Source organism: Kocuria salsicia (genome assembly GCF_007681555.1).
Lineage (GTDB): Bacteria > Actinomycetota > Actinomycetes > Actinomycetales > Micrococcaceae > Kocuria > Kocuria salsicia.
In genome coordinates this window covers 222,642-246,847 of sequence record NZ_VELE01000003.1, presented here as the reverse complement: position 1 = coordinate 246,847, position 24,206 = coordinate 222,642, and the positions used below count along the sequence as shown (strand labels likewise).

At 70.8% G+C, this 24,206-nt stretch carries 22 protein-coding genes, 2 tRNA genes, 1 other RNA gene and 1 pseudogene; 20 read left to right on the top strand and 6 right to left on the bottom strand.

What is annotated here, in order from left to right:
• Positions 1 to 188 precede the first annotated feature (188 nt).
• From FS770_RS07525 to FS770_RS07475, 11 genes and pseudogenes are all read left to right on the top strand, one after another.
• A complete protein-coding gene (locus FS770_RS07525) occupies positions 189 to 926 on the top strand; it encodes a purine nucleoside phosphorylase YfiH/LACC1 family protein (RefSeq protein WP_145010873.1) in 738 nt (245 codons plus the stop codon).
• Positions 919 to 1,743, top strand: coding sequence for a YggS family pyridoxal phosphate enzyme (locus FS770_RS07520; protein ID WP_144942785.1), 825 nt, complete (start codon positions 919 to 921; stop codon positions 1,741 to 1,743). The genes FS770_RS07525 and FS770_RS07520 overlap by 8 nt, the downstream gene beginning before the upstream one ends.
• Positions 1,744 to 1,806: 63 nt before the next feature.
• Positions 1,807 to 2,331, top strand: coding sequence for a cell division protein SepF (locus tag FS770_RS07515; protein ID WP_145010870.1), 525 nt, complete (start codon positions 1,807 to 1,809; stop codon positions 2,329 to 2,331).
• A 4-nt stretch (positions 2,332 to 2,335) separates the two neighbouring features.
• Positions 2,336 to 2,632 carry a YggT family protein gene (locus FS770_RS07510; RefSeq protein ID WP_144942787.1) on the top strand — a complete coding sequence of 99 codons (297 nt, stop codon included), beginning with the start codon at positions 2,336 to 2,338 and terminating at the stop codon, positions 2,630 to 2,632.
• Between the two features lie 159 nt (positions 2,633 to 2,791).
• On the top strand, positions 2,792 to 3,559 hold the full coding sequence (locus tag FS770_RS07505; protein ID WP_145010867.1) for a DivIVA domain-containing protein: 768 nt from the start codon (positions 2,792 to 2,794) through the stop codon (positions 3,557 to 3,559).
• A gap of 7 nt (positions 3,560 to 3,566) precedes the next feature.
• On the top strand, positions 3,567 to 4,100 hold the full coding sequence (gene lspA / locus FS770_RS07500) for a signal peptidase II (protein WP_055085757.1): 534 nt from the start codon (positions 3,567 to 3,569) through the stop codon (positions 4,098 to 4,100).
• Positions 4,090 to 5,067: an RluA family pseudouridine synthase gene (locus FS770_RS07495; RefSeq protein WP_186366721.1), complete on the top strand. Its 978-nt coding sequence runs from the start codon at positions 4,090 to 4,092 to the stop codon at positions 5,065 to 5,067. Before lspA ends, FS770_RS07495 begins: the two co-directional genes overlap by 11 nt.
• 109 nt (positions 5,068 to 5,176) lie before the next feature.
• The gene (gene dnaE, locus FS770_RS07490; protein ID WP_244944823.1) at positions 5,177 to 8,671 is read left to right on the top strand and encodes a DNA polymerase III subunit alpha; all 3,495 of its coding nucleotides are present in this window, start codon (positions 5,177 to 5,179) and stop codon (positions 8,669 to 8,671) included.
• A 160-nt stretch (positions 8,672 to 8,831) separates the two neighbouring features.
• On the top strand, positions 8,832 to 10,229 hold the full coding sequence (hisD, locus tag FS770_RS07485) for a histidinol dehydrogenase (RefSeq protein ID WP_145010861.1): 1,398 nt from the start codon (positions 8,832 to 8,834) through the stop codon (positions 10,227 to 10,229).
• A 3-nt stretch (positions 10,230 to 10,232) separates the two neighbouring features.
• Positions 10,233 to 10,691 (top strand): annotated as a pseudogene (nrdR, locus tag FS770_RS14065) (transcriptional regulator NrdR); the annotation flags it as partial.
• Between the two features lie 342 nt (positions 10,692 to 11,033).
• The gene (locus FS770_RS07475; protein ID WP_144942792.1) at positions 11,034 to 11,669 is read left to right on the top strand and encodes a GNAT family N-acetyltransferase; all 636 of its coding nucleotides are present in this window, start codon (positions 11,034 to 11,036) and stop codon (positions 11,667 to 11,669) included.
• 78 nt (positions 11,670 to 11,747) lie between these two features.
• Here the strand turns inward: FS770_RS07475 and FS770_RS07470 are convergent, their stop codons facing one another.
• Both FS770_RS07470 and FS770_RS07465 read right to left on the bottom strand, forming a co-directional pair.
• Positions 11,748 to 12,101 (bottom strand): hypothetical protein, encoded by a 354-nt coding sequence (locus FS770_RS07470; protein WP_145010857.1) that lies wholly within the window; start codon positions 12,099 to 12,101, stop codon positions 11,748 to 11,750.
• 130 nt (positions 12,102 to 12,231) lie between these two features.
• Positions 12,232 to 12,304 (bottom strand) — tRNA-Val (locus FS770_RS07465).
• A 189-nt stretch (positions 12,305 to 12,493) separates the two neighbouring features.
• Here FS770_RS07465 and FS770_RS13740 point away from each other — a divergent pair.
• Both FS770_RS13740 and gndA read left to right on the top strand, forming a co-directional pair.
• A tRNA-OTHER gene (locus FS770_RS13740) sits at positions 12,494 to 12,564 on the top strand.
• Between the two features lie 115 nt (positions 12,565 to 12,679).
• Complete coding sequence (gene gndA / locus FS770_RS07460) at positions 12,680 to 14,137, top strand: NADP-dependent phosphogluconate dehydrogenase (RefSeq protein ID WP_145010855.1); 1,458 nt, start codon at positions 12,680 to 12,682, stop codon at positions 14,135 to 14,137.
• 83 nt (positions 14,138 to 14,220) lie between these two features.
• On the opposite strand, the gene epsC is transcribed toward gndA, so the two are convergent.
• The 3 genes from epsC to msrA form a co-directional block, all read right to left on the bottom strand.
• Positions 14,221 to 14,805, bottom strand: a complete 585-nt coding sequence (gene epsC / locus FS770_RS07455; RefSeq protein ID WP_055085744.1) for a serine O-acetyltransferase EpsC — start codon at positions 14,803 to 14,805, stop codon at positions 14,221 to 14,223.
• A gap of 184 nt (positions 14,806 to 14,989) precedes the next feature.
• Positions 14,990 to 15,925 (bottom strand): cysteine synthase A, encoded by a 936-nt coding sequence (cysK, locus tag FS770_RS07450; RefSeq protein ID WP_144942795.1) that lies wholly within the window; start codon positions 15,923 to 15,925, stop codon positions 14,990 to 14,992.
• Between the two features lie 107 nt (positions 15,926 to 16,032).
• Entirely contained in the window at positions 16,033 to 16,572 is a 540-nt protein-coding gene (gene msrA / locus FS770_RS07445) for a peptide-methionine (S)-S-oxide reductase MsrA (RefSeq protein WP_055085740.1), read from the bottom strand.
• Positions 16,573 to 16,642: 70 nt separating this feature from the next.
• Between msrA and FS770_RS07440 the strand changes: the two genes are divergently transcribed.
• The 4 genes from FS770_RS07440 to FS770_RS07425 all read left to right on the top strand — a co-directional run bounded on the left by FS770_RS07440 (position 16,643) and on the right by FS770_RS07425 (position 20,002).
• Positions 16,643 to 17,536, top strand: a complete 894-nt coding sequence (locus FS770_RS07440) for a Nif3-like dinuclear metal center hexameric protein (protein ID WP_144942796.1) — start codon at positions 16,643 to 16,645, stop codon at positions 17,534 to 17,536.
• A gap of 81 nt (positions 17,537 to 17,617) precedes the next feature.
• A complete protein-coding gene (locus FS770_RS07435) occupies positions 17,618 to 18,346 on the top strand; it encodes a zinc ribbon domain-containing protein (RefSeq protein ID WP_144942797.1) in 729 nt (242 codons plus the stop codon).
• Positions 18,347 to 18,407: 61 nt separating this feature from the next.
• Positions 18,408 to 18,784: RNase P RNA component class A (gene rnpB / locus FS770_RS07430), an RNA gene on the top strand.
• A 441-nt stretch (positions 18,785 to 19,225) separates the two neighbouring features.
• On the top strand, positions 19,226 to 20,002 hold the full coding sequence (locus FS770_RS07425) for a YaaA family protein (protein WP_144942798.1): 777 nt from the start codon (positions 19,226 to 19,228) through the stop codon (positions 20,000 to 20,002).
• A 52-nt stretch (positions 20,003 to 20,054) separates the two neighbouring features.
• On the opposite strand, the gene def is transcribed toward FS770_RS07425, so the two are convergent.
• The gene (gene def, locus FS770_RS07420) at positions 20,055 to 20,624 is read right to left on the bottom strand and encodes a peptide deformylase (RefSeq protein ID WP_144942799.1); all 570 of its coding nucleotides are present in this window, start codon (positions 20,622 to 20,624) and stop codon (positions 20,055 to 20,057) included.
• Between the two features lie 330 nt (positions 20,625 to 20,954).
• On the opposite strand from def, the gene FS770_RS07415 reads away from it, so the two are divergent.
• From FS770_RS07415 to FS770_RS07405, 3 genes are read left to right on the top strand one after another with little or no spacing between them, the layout of a single operon-like run.
• Complete coding sequence (locus FS770_RS07415; RefSeq protein ID WP_144942800.1) at positions 20,955 to 22,034, top strand: glycosyltransferase family 1 protein; 1,080 nt, start codon at positions 20,955 to 20,957, stop codon at positions 22,032 to 22,034.
• On the top strand, positions 22,031 to 23,092 hold the full coding sequence (locus tag FS770_RS07410) for a glycosyltransferase (RefSeq protein WP_144942801.1): 1,062 nt from the start codon (positions 22,031 to 22,033) through the stop codon (positions 23,090 to 23,092). Before FS770_RS07415 ends, FS770_RS07410 begins: the two co-directional genes overlap by 4 nt.
• A complete protein-coding gene (locus tag FS770_RS07405; protein WP_144942802.1) occupies positions 23,089 to 24,198 on the top strand; it encodes a glycosyltransferase in 1,110 nt (369 codons plus the stop codon). The genes FS770_RS07410 and FS770_RS07405 overlap by 4 nt, the downstream gene beginning before the upstream one ends.
• The last annotated feature ends 8 nt before the right edge of the window (positions 24,199 to 24,206 follow it).

Here is a 24,206-nt window from a genome sequence, read left to right as displayed (position 1 = left end):
GGTGGCCACCGTTGCGGTGGCCACCCCCTTCGGCATCCGCCCAGCCAGGATGGGCAGGCCGGACAGACGAGGTTGAGGACGGGCGGCGCCACCTGCTGTGAGGGCGGTGGTGGCGCGTCGCACCGGTTCATCGGGTACGACGAGCGGCGCCCGGAGTCCGGCCCCAGAGAATAACGAGGAGGACCAGCATGTGGTACCGCACGGACAGCGGCGGCGTGGGAGTGGCGTTCACTGACGTCTCGGATGGCAATCTCGCCGCGCACACGGGTGACGAGCCGGCGCAGGTGGCGCGGCGGCGTCGTCGTGTGGAGCAGAAGTTGGGAACGGGGCTGGTGCGCTACGCGTGGCAAGTGCACGGAACCGCGGTGCTCGACGTCACGGGCACGGCGTCCAATGCCACGGACCTGCTCGCCGCCCCGGAGGCAGATGCGGTGGTCAGTGCGGACGGGACTCCGGTGGGGATCCTCACCGCGGACTGCCTGCCGGTGGTGTTGGTGGGTCGACGGGCGGGCGGCGTTCCGGTGCTCGCGGTGGCCCACGCCGGGCGCCCGGGTCTGCTGGCCGGCGTGCTGCAGGAAACCGTGGCGGCCGTGCGGGCCCACGAGGCACTGGACCTCGAGGCCTGGATCGGGCCCGCCGTGTGCGGGGCGTGCTATGAGGTGCCCACCGAGATGGCGCAGCAGGCGGAGGAGGCCCTACCGGGCGTCGCGACGACGACGTCGTGGGGCACGGACGGTCTCGACCTGCCGGGTGCCGCGCGCTCGATCCTGGAGGACCACGGGGTGCGGGTCCGGGAGGAGACCGCGGACCGCGCCGCGTGGTGCACGCTGGAGCACGATGAGTTGTACTCGTACCGCAGGGACAAGACCCGGGGCCGGCTCGCCGGCCTCGTGTGGGTCAGCGAGGAAAGTGGGCGTAATGCGTGAGATCGGTGACGGAGTGGACCCGCAGGACGCCGGACGCACGGCGGAGCTCGCGCAGCGGCTGTCCGCCGTGCGGCGGCGGATCCTGGACGCGGCCGCCCAGCGCAAGGAGGACCGCTCCCACGGGGGCGAGCTGCCCTCGCTCGTGGTGGTGACCAAGTTCTTCCCCGCGCAGGACGTCCTGCGACTGCGCGAGCTGGGGGTGCGCGCGGTGGGGGAGAACCGGGACCAGGAGGCCGGACCCAAGGCCGCCGAGGTGGCGGCCGCACTGGCCGAGCGTGAGCCTCCCGTGTCCCCGCCCGTGTGGCACTTCGTGGGTCAGCTTCAGTCGAACAAGGCCAAACACGTGGTGCGCTACGCCGCGTGGGTGCACTCGGTGGACCGCACCTCGCTGGTGACGGCGCTCGGCAGGGCGGTGCGCAACCACCGGGAGGCGGTGGTCGCCGGGGATGCCGAGCCGGGACCGTGCGCCACCGAGGACCTCACGTGCCTGCTGCAGGTGGACCTGGACCCGGAGGCCACTCCGGAGAGTTCCCGGGGCGGTGCGCACCCGCAGGCCGTGCCGCAGCTCGCGCGCAGGGTCGCAGAGACGGACGGGCTGCGGCTGGGCGGTGTGATGGCTGTGGCACCCCGCGACGCCGATCCCCGTGAGGCCTTCGACCGACTGTGGGGAATTTCGCAGGAACTGCTCCTGGAGCACCCGGAGGCCCGCGCCGTCTCGGCCGGGATGAGCGGTGACCTCGAGGCCGCCGTGGCCGCGGGGGCCACGCACGTGCGCATCGGATCGGATGTTCTCGGGCCCCGGCCCGCCGTGCGGTAGCGTAAAGGACTGACGATACGCGGGCCGATCCCACTCGGCCCGTTCAGTGATTGAGGAGAGAATATGGCCGGAGCGCTGCGTCGCACCATGGTGTATCTCGGGCTGGCCGAGAGCGACGACGAGTACATCTCCGCAGACACCCCCCGCCCCCGGGACATCCCCCACACGGTCTCGAACGGGCCCGCTCCTGCGGCGAACGAGGCCGGCAGCACGGCGGTCAGCCGCCGGAGCCCCGAGTACCGAGCCCCCGTGACCCCCATCAAGCGGGCTCCCAGTTCCCGAGAGGACGACAACGAATTGCGCATCATCACCACCGTGCACCCCCGGTCGTACAACGACGCCAAGTCCATCGGTGAGGCATTCCGTGACGGGACCCCCGTGATCATGAACGTCTCGGACATGGGCGAGGCCGAGGCCAAGCGGCTGGTGGACTTCGCGGCGGGCCTGGTTTTCGCCCTGCACGGATCCATCGAGCGCGTCACCGCCAAGGTGTTCCTGCTGACCCCGTCCTTCGTGGAGGTCCGGGACCAGGGCCACACGGACGAGATCGACGAGAACGCTACGGCCCACGAGCAGGTCGAGGGCTGAGAGCATGAGCCTGGTGCTGTCGATCGTCTACCTGGTGGTCCACGTGCTCTACATCGCCCTGCTGGGACGCCTGGTCCTGGACTGGGTGCAGATGTTCGCGCGCAGCTGGCGTCCCAAGGGCCTGGCCCTGGTGGTGGCGTCCACGGTCTATTCGGTGACCGACCCGCCCATGAATGCGCTGCGCCGGCTGGTCCCGCCGCTGCGCTTCGGAGGAGTGGCGCTGGACCTGGGGTTCCTGATCCTGGTCTTCGCTATCAGCATCCTGCAGTCGGTGCTGGGCAACATCCTGTTCCGGCTCTGAGCGCCGGGCCCGCTGACCTGCGGCGGCGCTCGCCCGCGAGGAGCGGGCGCCCGCTGAGCGCTATTGTGGAGCAGAATCCCTCCGCGGGTCTTCAGCGCGCCAGAGCGCGCGGCAGGATCCAGCGGTATTTTCCGTACAACACGAGGAGTGAGAAGATCCATGGCTCTGACACCCGAAGACGTCATCAACAAGCGGTTCCAGCCCACCAAGTTCCGTGAGGGCTACGACCAGGACGAGGTGGATGACTTCCTGGACGAGGTGGTCGTCGAGCTGCGCCGCCTGACGCAGGAGAACGAGAACCTGCGCAAGCAGGTGGAAACCCTCGGCGGCACCCCGGACGAGTCCGCGGCCACCTCCGAGAGCGTCTCGGAGACCACCACTACGTCCGCCTCGACCGGCTCCGGCTCGCACGCCGGGGACGCCACCTCGGCGAACGCGACCCAGACCGCGCCCGCCGAGACGACCCCGGTCGCCGAGGCGAGCGAGCACCGCACCACGGACACCGCCGCAGCGGAGACCGCGGGCACGACGTCGTCGGCCCAGACCGCCACCGGCGCCCAGACGGGCGCCGCGACCGGGGAGTCCGCGCAGTCCGCCGCCGCCGTGCTGGCGATGGCCCAGAAGCTGCACGACGACTACGTGACGCAGGGTAAGCAGGAACGAGAGCGCCTCATCACCGAGGGCCGAGTCCAGGCGGACCAGCTCGTCTCCGAGGGCAAGCGCATCAAGGAGGAGACGCTGTCCTCGCTCGAGCGCGAGAAGGTGGACCTCGAGTCCAACGTGGCAAAGCTGCGCTCGTTCGAGAAGGACTACCGCAGCAACCTCAAGACCTTCCTCAACGGCCAGCTGCGGGACCTCGACAACACCGGGTCCCTGGAGCCGGCCGAGTCGGTCTCCACCGCGGGCAAGCGCCCCGGCACCAAGTAGGACGCCTGTGAGCGATAGCTCCACCCACGCAGCGGCGGCACCCGTCCCCACCCGAGCGGGCCGCCGCTGCGTCGTGGTGTCCCTGGTGGTGGCCGCGCTGCTCTACGCGGGGGACCAGGCAAGCAAGCTGTGGGTCGTGGACAACCTCGTGCTCGGCCGCGAGTACCCGGTGGTCCCGGGCCTGCTGTGGTGGCAGCACATCCGCAACAGCGGCGGGGCGTTCTCGCTGGGCTCCGGTGCCACCTGGGTCTTCACGCTCGTGATGGCCGCCGTGGTCGTGGCGATCCTGTGGCACCTGCGCCGGGTCCGCGACCCCCTGTGGGCCCTCGCACTGGGGCTGGTGCTGGGCGGCGCGCTCGGGAACCTGACCGACCGCCTGTTCCGGGAACCGGGGTTCGGGCGCGGGCACGTGGTGGACTTCATCGCGGTGCCCCATTTCGCGATCTTCAACGTGGCCGACTGCGGCGTGGTGGTGGGCATCGGCCTGGTGCTGCTGCTGATCCTGCTCAACCGGGACTCGGGGGTGGCTCGTGAGCGCTGAGCGCACCCGCCCCACCGGCTCCGAGCCGGAGTACGAGAGCGAGCGGTTCACGGCGTCCCCCGAGCTGGAGGGTACCCGGCTCGACGCCGCCGTGGCCGCCTGGACGGGCCTGTCACGCTCCGCCGCGGCGCAGCTGTGCGAGCAGGAGCGGGTCTCCCACCGCGGGCGGCCCGTGGCCAAGTCTCACCGGGTGGCGGCGTCCGAGACCTACACCGTGGAGGTCCCCGTGCCCGAGGACCCCGAGCGCATTGCGCCGCAGCACGTGCCGGACCTGCGCCTCGTGGAGGTCAACCCGAGCTACGTGGTGGTCGACAAGCCCGCCGGAGTGGCCGCGCACCCCTCGCCCGGGTGGAAAGGGCCCACGGTGGTGGGCGCCCTGGCCGGTGCCGGGGTGTCCGTGGCAACCTCCGGCGCCCCCGAGCGTCAGGGCGTCGTGCACCGGCTGGACGTGGGAACCTCCGGGCTGATGGTCGTTGCGCGGGAGGAAACCGCGTACACGCAGCTCAAACGCGCGTTCAAGGAGCGCACGGTGACCAAGGTCTACCACGCCGTGGTCCAGGGCATCCCGGACCCGCTGAAGGGAACGATCGACGCGCCCATCGGGCGGCACCCCGGCCACGAGTGGCGCTTCGCGGTGCTCTCGGACGGGCGCCGTTCCGTGACCCACTACGAGGTGCTCGAGGCGTTCGGGCGGGCCTCGCTCGTGGAGGTGCACCTGGAGACGGGGCGCACCCACCAGATCCGCGTGCACTTCAGCGCACTGCAGCACCCGTGCTGCGGTGATCTCACCTACGGGGCGGACCCTGCCCTGTCTGCGGGCCTGGGGCTCACGCGGCAGTGGCTGCACGCCAAGCGGCTGGGGTTCACGAGCCCTGTCACGGGGGAGTACGTGGAGTACGAGAGCCCCTATCCCACGGACCTCGCGTACGCCGTGGAGACCCTGCGGGAGGGCGGCCCGCAGCTCTGAGGCGAGTAGGCGTGTCCTGGGTGTCGGAGCCGCCGCCTAGACTTGTCCCGTGACTTCGGCGACCGGCAAAAAAGGCTTCACCCATCTCCACGTGCACACCGAGTACTCCATGCTGGACGGTGCCGCGCGCCTAAACGACCTCTTCGAGGAGTGCCACCGGCTGGGGATGGACTCCCTGGCCACCACGGACCACGGGTTCGTCTTCGGTGCCTTCGACTTCTGGAACAAGGCCCGTGCGGCCGGCATCAAGCCGATTGTCGGCGTCGAGGCATACCTGACCCCGGGCACCGCCCGGCAGGACCGCACGCGCGTGAAGTTCGCGGACGGCGGGCGCGACGACGTCTCCGGTGCCGGTGCCTACACGCACATGACCCTGCTCGCGCAGTCCAGCGAGGGCATGCAGAACCTCTTCCGCGCCTCCACCAAAGCGTCCCTGGAGGGCCAGCTCTACAAGCCGCGCATGGACCGGGAGCTGCTCAACCAGTACGGCAAGGGGCTGATCGCCACCACCGGCTGCCCCTCCGGGGAGGTGCAGACCCGGCTGCGGCTGGGCCAGTACGACGAGGCGGTCAAGGCCGCTGCCGATTTCCGGGACATCTTCGGCGCCGAGAACTTCTACTGCGAGCTCATGGACCACGGGCTGGGCATCGAGAAGCGGGTCACGGGGGACCTGCTGCGCCTGGCCAAGGAACTGAACCTTCCCCTGGTGGCCACCAACGACCTGCACTACACGCACGCGGAGGACGCCAAGTCCCACGCGGCGCTGCTGTGCGTGCAGTCCGGTTCCACCCTGCAGGACCCAAAGCGCTTCAAGTTCGACGCGGACGAGTTCTACCTCAAGTCCCCGGAACAGATGCGCGAGGTGTTCCGGGACTTCCCGGAGGCGTGCGACAACACGCTGGAGATCGCGGAGCGCTGCGAGGTGGACTTCGACACGTCCGCCAACTACATGCCGCGCTTCCCCACGCCGGAGGGCGAGGACGAGACCTCGTGGTTCATCAAGGAGGTCGAGAAGGGGCTGCACTACCGCTTCCCGGCCGGCATCCCGGATGACGTCCGCGAGCAGGCGGAGTACGAGAAGAAGATCATCATCCAGATGGGCTTCCCGGGTTACTTCCTGGTGGTCGCGGACTTCATCAACTGGTCCAAGGACAACGGGATCCGCGTGGGTCCGGGGCGTGGCTCCGGTGCCGGTTCCATGGTTGCGTACGCCATGCGCATCACCGAGCTGAACCCCTTGGCGCACGGGCTGATCTTCGAGCGCTTCCTGAACCCGGACCGCGTGTCCATGCCGGACTTCGACGTCGACTTCGACGACCGCCGACGCTCTGAGGTGATCCACTACGTCACCGAGAAGTACGGCGACGAGCGCGTGGCCATGATCGTCACCTACGGCACCATCAAGGCCAAGCAGGCGCTGAAGGACTCCTCACGCGTTCTGGGCTACCCGTTCTCCATGGGGGAGCGGCTCACTAAGGCCATGCCGCCGGACGTGATGGGCAAGGGCATCTCCCTGCAGGACGTCTACGACGAGGATGCCAAGCGCTACGACGAGGCCGGGGAGCTGCGCGAGATCCTCGCGGACGACCCCGAGTCCATGAAGGTCTTCGAGACCGCCCAGGGCCTGGAGGGGCTCAAGCGGCAGTGGGGTGTGCACGCGGCCGGCGTGATCATGTCCTCGGATCCGCTGATCGACATCATCCCGCTGATGCGCCGCGAGCAGGACGGGCAGGTCATCACGCAGTTCGACTACCCCACGTGCGAGGGCCTGGGGCTGATCAAGATGGACTTCCTGGGGCTGCGCAACCTCACGATCATCTCGGACGCCCTCGAGAACATCACGCTCAACCGGGACGGGTTCGTGCTGGACCTGGAGCACCTGCCGATCGACGACGCCGGGTCCTACGACCTGCTCGCGCGCGGGGACACCTTGGGCGTGTTCCAGCTGGACGGCGGGCCCATGCGCCAGCTGCTCAAGCTGATGCGCCCGGACAACTTCGAGGACATCTCTGCGACCATCGCCCTGTACCGGCCGGGGCCCATGGGCGCGAACTCGCACACGAACTACGCGCTGCGCAAGAACGGCGCGCAGGAGATCACGCCCATCCACCCGGAGCTCGCCGAGCCGCTCTCGGAGATCCTGGGCACCACCTACGGTCTGATCGTCTACCAGGAGCAGGTGATGGCGATCGCCCAGAAGGTGGCCGGCTACTCCCTGGGCCAGGCGGACATTCTGCGCCGCGCGATGGGCAAGAAGAAGAAGGCGGAGCTGGACAAGCAGTACCAGGGCTTCCACCAGGGGATGATCGACCGCGGGTACTCCGAGGACGCGATCAAGGCCCTGTGGGATATCCTGTTGCCCTTCTCGGACTACGCGTTCAACAAGGCGCACTCGGCGGCCTACGGGCTGGTCTCCTACTGGACCGCCTACCTCAAGGCACACTACCCGGCCGAGTACATGGCGGCCCTGCTGACCTCGGTGGGCGACGACAAGGACAAGCTCGCCATGTACCTCACGGAGTGCCGCCACATGGGCATCACCGTGCTGCCGCCGGACGTGAACGAGTCCGAGTTGAACTTCACCCCTGTGGGCACTGACATCCGCTTTGGCATGGGTGCGGTGCGCAATGTGGGCGCCAACGTGGTCCAGGCCATGGTGGGTGCACGCAACGAGGAGGGCAAGTTCACCTCCTTCAACGACTTCCTGGCGAAGGTCCCGGCCGTGGTGTGCAACAAGCGCACCATCGAGTCCATGGTCAAGGCCGGTGCGTTCGACCAGCTCGGCCACACCCGCCGCAGCCTGGTGATGTGCCACGAGCAGGCCGTGGAGGACGTGGTCGCGCAGAAGAAAAAAGAGGACAACGGCGAGTTCACCTTCGACATCTTCTCGATGAGCGGTTCGCAGGACACGGAGCAGGAGACCTTCTCCGTGGAGGTCCCGGACGTCCCCGAGTGGGAGCGCAAGGACCTGCTGGCCTTCGAGCGCGAGATGCTGGGTCTCTACGTCTCGGACCACCCGCTGCGCGGTCTCGACGACGCCCTGGGCCAGTACACGGACACGGCCATCGCCCCGCTGCTCACGGAGGAGAACACCCGGCCCGACGGGGCCGTGGTCACCATCGGGGGCATGATCACCTCGCTCTCGCGGCGGATCGCGAAGACCTCCGGCAATGCCTATGCACGCGTGGAGCTGGAGGACCGCTCGGGCTCCATCGAGGTGATGTTCTTCGGCAAGGCCTACGCGCCGATCGCCGGGGTGCTGACCGAGGACCTGATCTGTGTCATCAAGGGACGGATGCAGCGCCGAGACGACGGCTCCGTCTCGATCTCCGCGCAGGAGCTCACGGTGCCGGAGCTCAGCGTGGACGGCTCCTCCGGGCCGGTGTGCGTGGCGCTGCCGGAGCACCGGGCCACGGAGGCCACGATTCGCCGGATCGGCGAGGTGCTGCGCAACCACAAGGGGGACTCGGAGGTGCGCATCCACCTGGACACGCGCCGCAGCACCCAGGTCATGAGGCTCGGACCCGAGTACCGGGTGAACCCGTCGCCCGCGCTGTTCGGGGACCTCAAGGTGCTGCTGGGCCCGGCCTGCCTGGAGGCGTGAGCCGCGCCGCGCCGCGTGCGGCCGCAGCGGTGCCCGCATCACCGCGGCGGCGGACCGGTCGGTTGCCTGATCCGCCCGCGACGGCGCTCCGCGCCGGGCAGTGCCGAGGCCTCCTCCGATCGAGCCCCGTCCGATTGACGCGCGATTGTAGACTGAAAACGTGACTGAGCAACCCCTGATCCCCGCGCCCACCACCACCCCCGGCTCGTACCTGCGGGTCACAGACCTTCGGGGGACGCACCTGGGCTGGAGCGAGCTGCGTGCCGCGGTGCCTCGGCAGGCGCCGTCGTCGGTCGTGGACGCCGAGGACGCCGTGCGGGGGATCATCGAGGATGTGAAGGCGCGCGGAGCGGAGGCCTTGCGCGAGCTCGCCCGGAAGTTCGACGGCGTGGACCAGGAGCGCATCCGGGTTGCCCCCGAGGAGATCCAGCGCGCCGTCGCCGCCCTGGACCCTGCCGTGCGGCACGGTCTAGAGTCCGCGATCGAGCGCACACGGGCGTTCGCCGCCGCACAGCGCCCGTCGGACGTGACCGTGGAGGTGGCACCCGGCGCGGCCCTGCACCACCGCTGGACCCCCGTGCGGCGCGCTGGGCTCTACATCCCCGGCGGGCTGGCCGTGTACCCGTCCTCCGTGGTGATGAATGTGGTCCCGGCGCAGGCGGCCGGCGTGGAGTCCGTGGTGCTGTGCTCCCCACCGCAGAAGGAGTTCGGCGGTCTGCCGCACCCCGTCATCCTCGGTGCGGCCGGCCTGCTGGGCGTGGACGAGGTCTGGGCCATCGGCGGTGCGCAGTCGCTCGCGGCCATGGCGCACGGCGTCGTGGACGGCGAGGACGTCCTGGAGCCCGTGAACACCGTCACCGGCCCGGGCAATATCTTCGTGGCCATGGCCAAGCGGCAGCTGCGCTCCGTGGTGGGCGTGGACGCCGAGGCCGGGACCACCGAGATCGCGGTCCTTGCGGATGACTCCGCCGATCCCCGCTACGTTGCCGCGGACCTGATCTCCCAGGCGGAGCACGATCCGGCCGCCGGCTCCGTGCTGATCACGGACTCCCCGGAGCTCGCGCACGCCGTGGAGGAGCAGCTCTCGGTGCAGGTCTCCGAGGCGAAGCACCGGGAGCGGATCACCACGGCGCTGGGCGGGCCGCAGTCCGGGGTGGTTCTCACCGAAGACCTCGAGGCCTCCGTGGCCGTGGCGGACGCCTACGCCGCCGAGCACCTGGAGATCCACACACGCGACGCGAGCGGGGTGGCGGCCCGGATCCGCAACGCCGGCGCCGTCTTCGTGGGCCCCTACAGCCCCGTGCCGCTCGGCGACTACGCGGCCGGCTCCAACCACGTGCTCCCCACGGGCGGCACAGCGGTGTTCAGCTCCGGCTTGCAGGCGGCCTCCTTCATGAAGGCGGTGCAAGTCATCGAGTACTCGCGCGAGGCGCTGGCCGCGCTGGAGGAGGACATCGTGGCCCTGTCCGCGAGCGAGGACCTCCCTGCCCACGGGCGCGCGGTCACGCTGCGCGGCGAGGACCGTGGCACGGGCACCGACACCGTCTCGGGAGGCTGAGCCGTGCACTGCCCGTTCTGCCGCCACAACGACTCGAAGGTCGTGGACTCCCGCACCTCCGACGACGGCACCTCCATCCGCCGCCGCCGCCGCTGCACCGAGTGCGGCCGCCGCTTCTCCACCCTGGAGACCACCTCCATCTCGGTCATCAAGCGCTCCGGGGTCACCGAGCCGTTCGACCGCCAGAAGATCGTCAACGGCGTGCGCAAGGCGTGCCAGGGGCGGCCGGTGAGCGAGGACGACCTCGCGATGCTCGCCCAGGAGGTCGAGGAGTCGATCCGCGCCTCGGGCAGCGCTGAGGTGGAGGCCCACGACGTCGGGCTGGCCATCCTTCCGCCGCTGCGGCGTCTGGACGTGGTCGCCTACCTGCGCTTCGCGTCCGTCTACCAGGCGTTCGAGGACCTCGAGGACTTCGAGCGGGCCATCGATGTGCTGCGCGACCAGCAGGCGGAGCTCGCCGGGCAGCAGACGCTCGTGCCGCCGGCCGGGCAGCACGCTCCGGCACGACGCCGCTCAACGCGCCGCGCCGTGCCCACCTCGAGCACCGCGCCTGCTCCGGACGGTACCAAGCCGTCGGCCGCCGCGGGCACGGAGGCGTCCACCCCCGAGACCACAGCGGCCTCCGCCGCGCAGGCCCCGGGTGAGGAAAAGCCGGCCTCGCCGCGTCGTCACCGGGCCAAGAAGCCCGCGGATACCGTGACCCAGCCGCGACTGCTCTGACACGCCCAGCTCTCTGCTGCGGCCGTGACGGCATCACGGCCCGGTTGGCCGCTGGGCCTCGGCTGTTATTCTCGCAGTGTGTCTATGAAACAGAACACACACGATCGCACGGGCGGGGATGTGGACGTGGTCCGCGCCTCGCCCCAGGACGTCGACACCGCGGCCGACGTCCTGGCCCGCGCGTTCTCCGTGGACCCGCACGTCGTGGGGCTGCTGCCCCGCGGTGACGTCCTGCGCCCGCTCACCCGCCTGTGGCAGCGCATCCTGCGCGAGACCCTGGCGGCCGGTGGTCACGCCTACCTCGCGAGGCGCCGTGGTGAGCGGGAGGTGCTCGGGGTGGCGCTGTGGGAGGGGCCCGGTGAGAAGGTGTCCCTGCGCCAGATGCTTCCCGGGCTGCTCTCCTACCTGTCGGTCTTCCGTCAGCGTTTCCCGGACGCCCTGGTCAGTGAGCACCTTGCTCACGAGGCGCATCCGGACGCGCCGCACTGGTACCTCAAGGCCGTGGGGACAGTTCCCGAGGTGCGGGGTGAAGGGGTGGGCACCGTGCTGCTGAACGAGCGGCTGCGGGAGATCGACGGCGAGCACGTGGAGACCTACCTGGAAGCCTCTACGCAGGACCTCGTGCCGTACTACGCGCGCTTCGGTTTCATCTCGCGCGGTCCCGTGCCGTGCCGGGGGACCGTTCCCGCGATCGGGATGGTGCGCCCGGCGGTGCCCTGAGGTGCACCGGCTCTCAGCCTGTCACGAGCTTGTGGAGGACGTCCACCACCCGTTGTGCGGCTGCGCTCCGGCGGACACTCACAGGAGGCCCCTTTCGGTGGAGGTCCTCAGTATGGTCCCGTCGGCGAGCCACCCGTCCTCCACACGCGCGCCGGTCACGTGATGCCGCGGAATCCCGCGGACCGTGTGCCGGGACCGCAGCACACGGACGCCCCGGATGATCACTCTGCGGTCCGTCACCACGAGTGCCCGGCTCGGTTCGAAGGCGTCGATGCAGGGAATCGCGGCGAGGACGGACTCGTCGGGGTCCAGAACCTCGAGCGCGAGCTTTCCCCAACGAATCCGGGACTGCGCGTCACCCAGGTGGCTGAGCCCCTCGCCCGTGGCTCTGTGACGGGAGACGATCGCCTCGTCCTCCGGCTCGTCGTGCATGGGCACCACGGGAGCGGGCGCCCGGCGCGTGGGTGCAGGTTCACATGGGCGCCGGGCGGGGCGGGGGCAGGGCGCCTGGACCGGTGGCGGCACCGCAGGAAGAGGACGGCGCGGGAGAAGGGGGGAGGTGTGGGCCCTGCCGGGATCGAACCGACGACATCTACGGTGTAAACGTAGCGCTCTACCAGCTGAGCTAAAGGCCCCAGGATCGGGTGGGCACGACTGGAACAGCTGCCAGCACCCGATGGGGGATAGCCTACCGGTCGGTCGGGAACTCGCCCAACGAGGCGTCGTCGACCCGGCGTGATGTTCCCCACGGCAGCCTGGAGCGGGTTTGACACTCGACCCGATGAATGCGTTAGGCTGTACTCGTTGTCGAGATCAACACACCAGGGGACGCTGGTGCGCTGGATCGCCTTCGGGCGTGACAGATACGGCGGTTCGATTCCGTCGGTCTCCACCACACACCGGAACCCCCGGGAGCCACGGCTCCCGGGGGTTCCGTGCATGTCGGGGCCTGTCCCACGCCACCGCGCCCCGGCTACTGGCACGGCGGCAGGGTGGATAGGCTAGGACGCATGGCAGCAGAAAAGAAAGCAGACATCGGTGTCACCGGCCTGGCCGTGATGGGCGCCAACCTGGCTCGCAACTTCGCACACCACGGCTACACCGTGGCGCTGCACAACCGCTCCGTGGGCAAGACGGACGCGTTGCTCGCCGAGCACGGCTCCGAGGGGGACTTCGTCCGCACGGAGACCATGCAGGAGCTCGTGGACTCGCTGGCGACGCCGCGGCGCGTGATGATCATGGTCAAGGCGGGTGCGCCCGTGGACGCCGTGATCGAGCAGCTCACGCCGCTGCTGGACGAGGGCGACATCATCATCGACGGCGGCAACTCCTACTTCCAGGACACGCGCCGCCGCGAGCGTGAGCTCGCCGAGAAGGGCCTGCACTTCGTGGGCGTGGGCGTCTCCGGCGGCGAGGAGGGCGCGCTCAACGGCCCGTCCATCATGCCGGGCGGCTCCGAGGAGTCCTACAAGACGCTCGGGCCCATGCTCGAGGACATCTCCGCGAAGGCGAAGGACGGCGCTCCGTGCTGCGCGTGGATCAGCACCGACGGTGCAGGTCACTTCGTGAAGATGGTGCACAACGGCATCGAGTACGCGGACATGCAGGTCATCGGCGAGGCGCACGAGCTGCTGCGCTCCGTGGCGGGTCTGGAGCCCGCCGAGCAGGCGGACGTGTTCGACGAGTGGAACAAGACTGAGCTGTCCTCCTACCTGATCGAGATCACCGCGCAGGTGCTGCGCCAGGTGGACCCCAAGACGGGCAAGCCGTTCATCGACATCGTGGCGGACGCCGCGGGGCAGAAGGGCACCGGCCGCTGGACCGTGCAGGAGGCGCTCGAGCTGGGCTCGCCGGTCACGGCGATCGCCGAGTCCGTGTTCGCCCGCGCACTGTCCTCCTCCGAGCCCGCCATGCGCAAGGAGGCCCAGGAGGTGCTGCCGGCGGGCATCGGCGAGACCACCGAGGACGTCGTGCGTGACCCCGGGTTCGTGGAGGACGTCCGCAAGGCGCTCTACGCGTCCAAGCTCGTGGCCTACGCGCAGGGCCTGGACATGCTCACCATGGCCGGGCGCGAGTACGGCTGGATCCTGGACCTGGCCACGATCGCGAGCCTGTGGCGCAACGGCTGCATCATTCGCGCCGAGCTGCTCAACGTGATCATGAAGGCCTACGAGGGCGACAAGGCCCCGCTGAACCTGCTCTTCGCGCCCGAGTTCGTGGAGTCCATCGAGGACGCCCTGCCGGCATGGCGTCGCGTGGTGGCCCGCGCGGTGGAGCGCGGCATCCCCGCCCCGGTGTTCTCCTCGGCGCTCGCGTACTACGACGGTCTGCGCCGCCCGCGCCTGAACGCCGCGCTGACCCAGGGTCTGCGCGACTACTTCGGCGCGCACACCTACAAGCGCATCGACGACCCCGAGTCCAGCTTCCACGTGCTGTGGAGCGGGGACCGTTCCGAGGTCGTCTCCTGATCCCAGGACCGACGTCCTGACAGAAGCAGAGCGGGCCGGTTCCCTTCGGGGAACCGGCCCGCTCTGCCTCGTGGGTGGGGGTCTCAGATCCACATGGCGGGGTCGATGTAGGTGGCCGGGTCCACGAGCGGCTCCTGCTTCTCCGGGGTCCTGCGGCGGACCTTGCCGGGGATGCCCGTGACGATGGAGTCCTCCGGGACGTCCTTGACCACCACGGCGTTGGCGCCCACGGAGGAGTCGTGGCCCACGGTGAGGGGACCCAGGATCTTGGCCCCCGCGCCGATGGTGACGCGGTCCCCGATGGTGGGGTGGCGCTTGACCGGTTCCAGCGAGCGGCCGCCCAGTGTGACGCCGTGGTAGATCATGACGTCCTCGCCGATCTCCGCGGTCTCCCCGATCACCACGCCCATGCCGTGGTCGATGAAGAAGCGGCGGCCGATCGTGGCCCCCGGGTGGATCTCCACCCCGGTGGCGAAGCGCGCGAACTGGGACACGGTGCGGGCCAGCAGCCGGCGCTCGGGGTCCTGCCACAGCCGGTGGGAGAGCCGGTGCGCCCAGATGGCGTGCAGCCCGGAGTAGTTCAGCACGATCTCCACGGCGGAGCGCGCCGCGGGGTCGTGGGTGCGGGCCGTGTCGATGTCCTCGCGGAGTCGGCGCCAGAAGCTCACGTGGAATTCCCCTTCGGTGGTGGACCGGCAGACCGGTCCATTGTCCCAGGTCGGCGGGCTGAGGAGGTCACGTCCGCGCGCTGGGCGCCGGGCCGGGAGGCGGCGGAAGCGACGAACGGGTGCCCGGGGCGCGCCGGTGAGGGCGCAGGCCCCGGGCACCCGCGGCGCCCGTTGGTGGGGGCGATCAGCCCCGGATGTCCTCGTAGAGGATCGTGGAGATGTAGCGCTCGCCGAAGTCGCAGACCACAGCCACGATCAGCTTGTCGCGGTTCTCCTCCTTGGCGGCCTCCTGCAGGGCGGCCCACACGATGGCGCCCGAGGAGATGCCACCGAGGATGCCCTCCTTGGTGCCGAGGTCACGGGCGACCTTCACGGAGTCCTCCACGGTGACGTCGTAGACGTCGTCGTAGACCTCGCGGTCCAGGACGTCCGGCACGAAGTTCGCGCCGAGGCCCTGGATCTTGTGGGGCCCGGCCTTGCCCTCGGTGAGCAGCGGGGAGTCGGAGGGCTCCACGGCGATGAGGCGCACGTCCGGCTTCTGCTCGCGCAGGTACTTCCCGACGCCGGAGATGGTGCCGCCGGTGCCGATGCCCGCCACGAAGACGTCCACCTGCCCGTCCGTGTCCTCCCAGACCTCCGGGCCCGTGGTCTCGTAGTGCACCTGGGGGTTCGCCGGGTTGGCGAACTGGCTCGCGAGCACCGCGTTCTCGGTGGTGTCCACGATCTCCTGGGCCTTGTCCACGGCGCCGCGCATGCCGTCCGCGCCCGGGGTCAGCACGATCTCGGCACCGTAGGCGCGCAGCATGACCCGGCGCTCGGTGGACATGGTCTCGGGCATGGTCAGGATGACCTTGTAGCCGCGGGCAGCACCCACCATGGCCAGGGCGATGCCGGTGTTGCCGGAGGTGCCCTCCACGATCGTTCCGCCCGGCTTGAGCTGGCCGGAGGCCTCGGCGGCGTCCACGATGGCCTTGCCGATGCGGTCCTTCACAGAGTTCGCGGGGTTGTAGAACTCGAGCTTGACCGCCACGTTGCCGGGCAGGCCCTCGTCCAGGTGGTTCAGGCGGACCAGGGGAGTGCCCCCGACCACCTCGGTGACGTCGTTGTAGATCTTGCCCATGGAAATCTCTCCTGTTCGGTTGCCACGCAGTGCCGCGGCGCGCTCACGGGCGCGGCCGGGGGCCTGCACAGAATCTTCTCCAGCGTATCGGTGCGGGTTGGGCCCGTTCAGTCCGTGAGCCACGCGGCGTAATGTTTGCGGACCTTCGCGAGCTTGGGGTTGATGATCACCTGGCAGTAGCCGTTGAAGGGCTGGTTGCCGTAGAAGTCCTGGTGGAAGTCCTCGGCCTCGTGCAGCGGTCCCAGGGGCTCCACGGTGGTCACCACGGGGTCCTCGAAGAGCTCCTGGGCGCGGGTGATCGCGGCCTCGAAGAGGCGACGCTGCTCGTCGTCGGCGGGGAACATGGCGGAGCGGTACTGGGTGCCCACGTCGTAGCCCTGCCGGTTCAGCGTGGTGGGGTCGTGGCCCGTGAAGAAGAGGTCCAGGATCACGTCCGCGGGAACCACGGAGGGGTCGAACGTGACCTCCACGGCCTCGGCGTGGCCGGTGGTCCCGGAGCACACGGACTCGTAGTCCGGGTGCTCGGTGTGGCCCCCGGTGTAGACGCTGCGGACCCCGAGCACGCCGCGCACCCTGCGGTAGACGGCGTCGAGGCACCAGAAGCAGCCACCGGCGAGCACGAACGTCTGCGGTGTCGATTCAGTCATGCCCTGTACAACGCGGCGCGCGGCGGAAGATTCCCGGGCCGCTGCGTGGCCGTGCTCATAGGATGGGCCCATGAGCACCGATCAGCCGTCCCGAACGCCCCACCCCACGGTCCAGGACGTGGTCCGCGCCGCGGACGCCCTGTGGCCGTTCCGGCTCCAGGAGTCGTGGGACGCCTCCGGCCTGGTCACGGGCCGCCCCGGCGCGGTGGTCAGGCGGATCCACTTCGCCGTGGACCCGGTGGACGGCGTCGTGCGGGAGGCGGTCGACGCGGGCGCGGACATGCTGCTCACCCACCACCCCCTGCTGCTGCGCGGCGTCACGTCGGTGTCCGCGGAGGGCTTCAAGGGCCGCGCCATCCACGACCTGGTCGAGAACCGCTGCGCCCTGCTGTGCTGCCACACCAACGCTGATGCCGCGCGCCGCGGCGTCTCGGACGCCCTGATCGCGACGTGCGGGGTGAATCCCGACGACGCCGCACCGCTGGTTCCGCACGCCACGGACCCGGCTGTGGGGCTGGGACGGGTGGGCACCCTCGAACGGGCCGTGACCCTGCGCGAGCTCGCCGAGCGACTTGCCGCGCGGATTCCCCAGGGGGTGCAGGGACTGCGCGTGGCCGGGGATCCGGAACGTCGCGTGAGCACGGTCGCGGTGTGCGGGGGCTCGGGCGATTCCCTCTTCGACGAGGTGCGGGAGCACGGGGCGGACGTCTACGTCACCGCGGACCTCCGCCACCACCCGGCCTCCGAGGCGCGGGAGCGGGCGGTGGGACCGGGTGGGCACGGCACGCCCGCCCTGATCGACGCCACCCACTGGGGCAGCGAGGCGCTGTGGCTACCGTGGGCCGCGGAGGATCTGCAGCGACTGCTCGCCGAGCGCGGTTTCCATGTGGAGACCCACGTGAGCACGTTGCGCACCGACCCGTGGGACTTCCGGGTCTCTGCCGATCCCCAGCCCCAGGACTGAACTGCCACCACTCCCATCGTCCGCACCGCCGCAGCTCCGCCCACCCCACACCGCCGTACCGCTGACCTCGAGGAGAACGCCATGGCACCGTCTCGAACCTCCCTTCCCGCGCTCCTTGAGCTGCAGGGCGTCGACTCCCGACTGCTGACCACCGTCAACCGGGCGCGGCAGCTGCAGAATTCCGAGTCGGTGGCCACGCTGCTGCGGCGCCGGGCGCAGGCGATCGCGGCGTCGCGCGATCTGGACGCGGCGAAGGCCGAGGCCGAGTCCGCCATCGTCGCCGCGGAGACGAAGGTGGAGGAGGTCCAGTCCAGGATTGAGCGGGACGAAAAGCGGCTCAACGCCGGTGGCACGTCCAAGGACCTCCTGGGCATTCAGCACCAGATCGAGTCCCTCACCGCCCAGCTCGCCGTGGTGGAGGAGGAGCAGCTCGTGGCGATGGACCATGCCGAGGAGGTGGCGGCGGACCGTGAGCGCAAGCTGCCCCTGCTGCGGGCCGCGGACGCGGAGGCCCGCGCGGCCGTGGCCGAGCGCGATGCCGAGCTGGCCGCCCTGAAGACGGAGCACGAGCGTCTCACGGGGGAGCGGGCACGCATGGCCGCCGCGTTCCCGGACGCAGGCCTGCTCGCCCGCTACGACGAGCACCGCACCGCACGCGGGGGAGGGCGGATCGCCGTTGCGCGCTATGAGGACGGGACGTGCGGGGCGTGCGGCACCCGGCTGAGCCCAGCGGACGCCGCCGCTCTGGAGGCGACGCCCGAGTCTGCGATCCCGCAGTGCCCCGAGTGCGCGGCGATGCTCCTGCTCTGAGACCCGCCCATCCCGCGCTCGTGCCTGCGCCGCGTGTCCCTCGCGGTAGGATCGGGGTGGACAGGTGGGCTGGGCGACCGCGCGGCGTCGTCGTCATGACGCGTCTCGAGGAAAGTCCGGGCTCCACAGGGCAGGACGGTGGGTAACACCCACTCGGGGAAACCCGCAGGACAGTGCCACAGAAAACAGACCGCCCGCCGTGTGCGGGTCAGGGTGAAAAGGTGGTGTAAGAGACCACCAGCACACCGGGTGACCGGTGTGGCTCGGTAAACCCCGTCCGGAGCAAGGCCATGCAGGGCGCGTTCGAGGGCTGCTCGCCCGAGCGTCCGGGTAGGCTGCTCGAGCCGTGCGGCAACGCACGGCCTAGATGGATGGTCGCCACCGCGGTGCGGGCAACCGGCCGCGGCACAGAACCCGGCTCACAGGCCCACCTGTCCACCACACCCACAGAAATGTGTGCATTGTCATGGACTTCTCTGTGGTGTGCGTCATGATGGTTTTATCGGATCCCCCCACCCCCCCCAGGACCCCCAGGCCTCCCAGCTGGAGACCGGGCGGACCGTGTGGAGCGGCGGCAGCAACCACGCCGACGGCGCCTACGGGCGGACTTCAGATCCTGGTGGGCCGCGAACCCGGCACCCTCAAGAAGGTCGGGGCCATGGTCACCGAGGCCCTCCACGCGGTGGGTGCGCGTCCGCTGTGAGGGGCTCCTGGATCCGTCGCGCGGACCGCTGCGGTGGTGGCCGCGCGTCGGCTCCAGGGACTCGTGGGTGACCTGTCCCGGGAGCCTGCCGCGCGCCGTCGTCGTGGAGCTGTCGGGACGATCCGCACGGTCCCTGGCAACACGAAGGGTGGGGCCACGCCGCCTACACTCGTGGGGTGCTGATTCTGCTGCCGCCCTCCGAGTCGAAGACCGCCCCCGCGAGCGGCGATCCGCTGGATCTCGCATCCCTGGACCTGCCCGCCCTCACCGGCGCGCGGTCCGAAGTGGCGGATGCGCTCGCCGCAGTGAGCGAGCAGCCGGACGCGCTCGCCGTGCTGGGTGCCGGGCCTTCCCTGGCCGACGACGTCGCCCGCAACCGTCGGCTGCGCACCGCGCCGGCCGCGCCGGCCCTGGAGGTCTACACGGGAGTCCTCTACGACGCCCTGGACGCGAGCTCGCTCTCCCCGGAGGCGAAGCGCGTGGCTGCCGAGTCGCTCCTCGTGGTCTCCGCGCTGTGGGGAGCGGTGCGTCCGACGAACCGGATTCCCGCCTACCGGTTGTCGATGGGAACAGCGCTGCCCGCCACCGGGAAGCTGAGCACATGGTGGAAGCCCCGGCTGACCCCCGTGCTCGACGAGCTCGCCGCGGACGGTGTGGTGGTGGACTGCCGCTCAGCGGCGTACGGGGCGGCCTGGAAGCCCCCGGCAGCGCGGACGGTCACGGTGCGGGTGGAGCAGTTGAAGCCGGATGGCTCCCGCTCCGTGGTTTCCCACCACGCGAAGCACACGCGCGGCGTCGTCGCGCGGCAGCTGTGCGAGGCGGCGGCGTCGGGGACGGAACCGGCCACCGTGGCAGACGTGCGGGACGCGCTCGCCGAGCAATGGACCGTGGAGCTCACAGAACCGACGGCCCGCAAGGCAGGCGTGCTCACGGTGGTGCTGGACCCGCAGTGATCCGGGGGTGACCCGGACGTGGCCCGGCCCCGGTCGCCCGCCCCAGTGCGCGTCAGTGGCCGAACGGGTCCTCGTCCACGCCCGGTAGCCAAGAGGAGTCCGTGCCCCACTTCTCCCTGGCGATCGCCTTGCGGGCCTTCCTGGACCACTTGGGGTTGAGCCGGTCCACATAGAGCTTGCCGTCCAGGTGGTCGTACTCGTGCTGCATCACGCGGGCGAACCACCCGGTGGCCTCGAACGCCACGGGGTCCCCGTTGCCGTCCTGGCCCGCGATCCGGATCCAGTCCGCGCGCTTGAGCGGCCACGCCTGGCTGGGCACGGACAGGCAGCCTTCGGCCTCCTCGTCCGGGTCCGGGGCTTTCTCGCTGATCTTCCCCGTGGTCAGCACGGGGTTCACGAGCGTGCCCCGTGGTGCCACGCCGTCCTCGTTCTCGAAGATGTAGGTGAAGATCCGCAGGCACACTCCGATCTGCGGGGCGGCGAGCCCCACGCCGTGGGACGCGTCCATCGTCTCGTGCATGTCCGCGATCAGATCCCGCAGGGCGTCGTCGAACTCCGTGACCCGCGCGGCGGGGCGGTGCAGCACGGGATTGCCGGAGATCACAATGGGACGGATGCTCATGCGGGGGTACCTCGGGTTTTGCGGACGGGGCCCCGGGGCCTGCCCGGGGGTATGAAGTGCGTGGTCCGCGCGGTGACCGCGCGGCCGGAGCACAATATATCGTGTCGTGACCATCAGCATGTTGTGTATCGTCAGCCCGGGGGCCGTGCGCTCCCGTCGGTCCGCAACCCCGCCAGCGGCGAGGCCGCGGGCAGGAGCACCCCCGGAAGGCGACGACGTCGTCCGCGAGCCCTTCGCACGCCGCGACGCCGTCCGCACCGGGCGCGCTCCCGACCCCAGCGTGTTCTGCAGTCCACCGTCGTCCGTCCCGAGCGCAGGAGGTTCCACCGAGTGAGGATCGCGTCCCTGCCCCACGGCCACGCGTACGTCCGGCACCTGAGCGACCCCGCCGGTGAGACGGGCGTCCACCGGCTTCCGGACCCCGCGCCGGCGCACCCCGTTCCGGGCGCCCCGTGGTGGCCGCTGGTGATGCTCGACGACGCCTGGATCCGCGAGCACGCGGACGAGTTCGACCTCTACCACCTGCACTTCGGTTTCGACCAGGTCGCCCCCGAGGACCTGCAGCGCATCGTGGACACCCTGCACGAGCACGGCAAGGCGTTCGTCTACACGGTCCACGACCTGCGCAACCCCCACCAGGTGGACCCTGCCACGCAGGACGCGGCCCTGGACGTCCTGGTCCCGGCCGCGGACGAGCTCATCACCCTGACCGACGGCGCCGCCCTGGAGATCGCGCGGCGATGGGGTCGCGTCGCGGAGGTGATCCCGCACCCCCACCTGCTCCCGCTGGAGCGGTGGCACGAGCACCCGCCGGTGGGGGGCGTGCCCGTGGTGGGGCTGCACGTGAAGAGCATGCGCCCCAACATGAATCCGCTCCCGGTCGCCCGGCTGCTCGTGGCCGCGGCGGCGCGCGGTGAGATCCGGCTAGTGCTCGACGCCCACACGGACGTGGTGACGCCCGGTGCGCGCCACTGGGACGGCGACGTCGTCGACCTTCTGTCCCGCGCGGAGGAGATCCCCAACGTGCGGGTGCACGTGCACGAGATCTACGACGACGCGGAGCTGGAGGACTACCTGCGCGGCCTCGACCTCTCCGTGCTCACCTACCGCTTCGGCACGCACTCCGGCTGGCTCGAGCTGTGCCACGACCTCGGGACCCGCGTGCTGGCGCCCACGGTGGGCTTCTACCACGACCAGCACCCGGGGGTGCTGGCGTTCGAGTGGGACGACGCCGGCGAACCGCGGGAGGACCAGATCCTGGCCGCGCTCGCGAGTCTGCCCGGGTCCGGTCGGTGGCAGGCGAGCGCCGAGCAGCGTGCAGAGCAGCGACGTCGTACCGCCGCCGCCCACGAGCGGGTGTACCGACGCGCGCTGGTGGCGGTCGCCGGCGAGGACGGGTGGTCCGGATGAAGGTCGCGCTGCTCGCGCACGACCGGTTCCCCGTTGCGCCGCCGTTCTCGGGCGGACTGGAGTCCTTCACGTGGCACCTGGCACGGGGGCTGAAGCGCCGCGGGATCGAGGTGGTCGTCTTCGCCGCGCCCGGCTCGGACCCCTCGCTGGGGATCGATGAGCTGGACGTGGAGCCGCTCGTGCTCAGCGACGAGGCCCGCAACGACGTCTCCATGCCGCCCGAGGCGCAGGTGAGGGAGACGTTCTCCTACCTGCAGGTGATGCGGGCGTTCGCGTCCCGGCCGGACATCGACGTGGTGCACAACAACTCGCTGCACTTCCTGCCGATCGTGATGTCCGGTGCCATCCAGCAGCCGTTGCTGACCACGCTGCACACCCCGGCCACGCCGTGGCTGGAGCCCGCGCTGCGGCTCACGCCTACCGCGCACACCGTGGCCGTCAGCGACTCCGTGGCGCAGCTGTGGAGCACCATCACCTCCGCGCGCGTGATCCGCAACGGGGTGGACCCGCACGAGTGGCGCCCCGGCCCCGGCGGGGACACCCTCGCGTGGTCCGGGCGCATCGTCCCGGAGAAGGCACCTCACATCGCGGCGCTGATCGCCAGCCGGGCCGGGAGACGGTTGCGGATCGCCGGTCCGATCGCGGACCGGCAGTACTTCGAGACCCGGCTCAAGCCGCTGCTCAACGAGAGGATCACCTACGTGGGCCACCTGGACACCGGGCAGCTGCGGGATCTCGCGGGCCACAGCGCGGCGAGCCTCGTGACCCCTGCATGGGAGGAGCCGTACGGTCTCGTGGCCGCCGAAGCCATGGCGTGCGGCACTCCTGTGCTCGCTGTGGCACGCGGCGGGCTGAGCGAGATCGTCCGCTTCCCCGGGGGCCTCACGTCCCAGCCCGGGGCGAGCGAGGCGGAGACCGTGGCCGCGGCCGCGGCCATGCTGCCGCTGGTCGTGGCCATGGACCGTGCACGGGTGCGCCGCTACGCGCTCGAGCACTGCTCGCTGGACGTCACGGTGGACGCGTACGTCGATCTCTACCGGGAGCTGGTGGGCGCGTGATCGGCTACTACGTCCACCACCACGGTCTCGGTCACCGCAACCGCGCCACGCAGATCGCACGCGAACTCACCGTGCCCGTCGTCGGGTTCAGCACGCTCGAGCGCCCCGAGGGGTGGCCGGGTGAGTGGGTGCGGCTGCCGGAGGACACCACCGAGCACCCGGTGGACCCCACCGCCCACGGCGTGCTGCACTGGGCCCCGCTGGGCCACCCCGGTCACCGCGAGCGCCTGGGCCTGATCGCCGAACGGCTGCGCTCGGACGTGGACCTCATGGTCACGGACACCTCAGCCGAAGTGACCCTGCTGGCCCGGCTCATGGGTGTGCCCACGGTGGTCCTCGCGATGCGCGGGGACCGCACCGACCGCACGCACCGCGCCGCCTACGACGCCGCCACGGCCCTGATCGCGCCGTGGTCCCGCGAGACGGCGGAGCCCTACTGGCCCGAGGAGTGGACCCGCAAGACCACCTTCACCGGGGCCATCTCCCGTTTCGACGAGCCGGTCGCCCCCGCGCCGCGGGACGCCGGCCCCACCGGGGTCACGCGCGAGCTGCCTGCCCCCGACCCTGCTGGCGTTGCCCCCGAGCTGCAGGAAAACAGCTCGAGCGGCGTCGTTCCCGCAGGCGGCGAGGACGGCCCAGGCGCCGTCGCGCCCGGACGCCGCGTGCTGGTCGTGTGGGGGCGCGGTGGCACCGAGGTGGGGGACGCCCAGATCGACGCCGCCCGCGCCGCGACCCCGGGCTGGGCCTGGACCGTGCGCACCCCGGACGCACCCTCACCGGACCTGTGGCGGGAGCTGCACGAGGCCACCGTGGTGGTGACCCACGGCGGGAACAACGCCGTGGCCGAGCTCTCGGCGGTGCAGGCTCACGCAGTGGTCGTCGCGCAGCCGCGCCCGCACGACGAGCAGGAGGCCACCGCGGCTGCCCTGGACCGGGCCGGGATCTGCGTGGGGCTTGCGCACTGGCCCGAGGCGCACGAGTGGCCCGGGCTGTTCGCGCGTGCCCTCACCCTCGGCGGCGAGCGGTGGGAACGGTGGCGTCACGGTGATGGAGCGCACCGCGCGGCCCGCGCCATGGAGGAGCTGCTGGGCGGTGGGGTCCGGTGAGCGCGGCC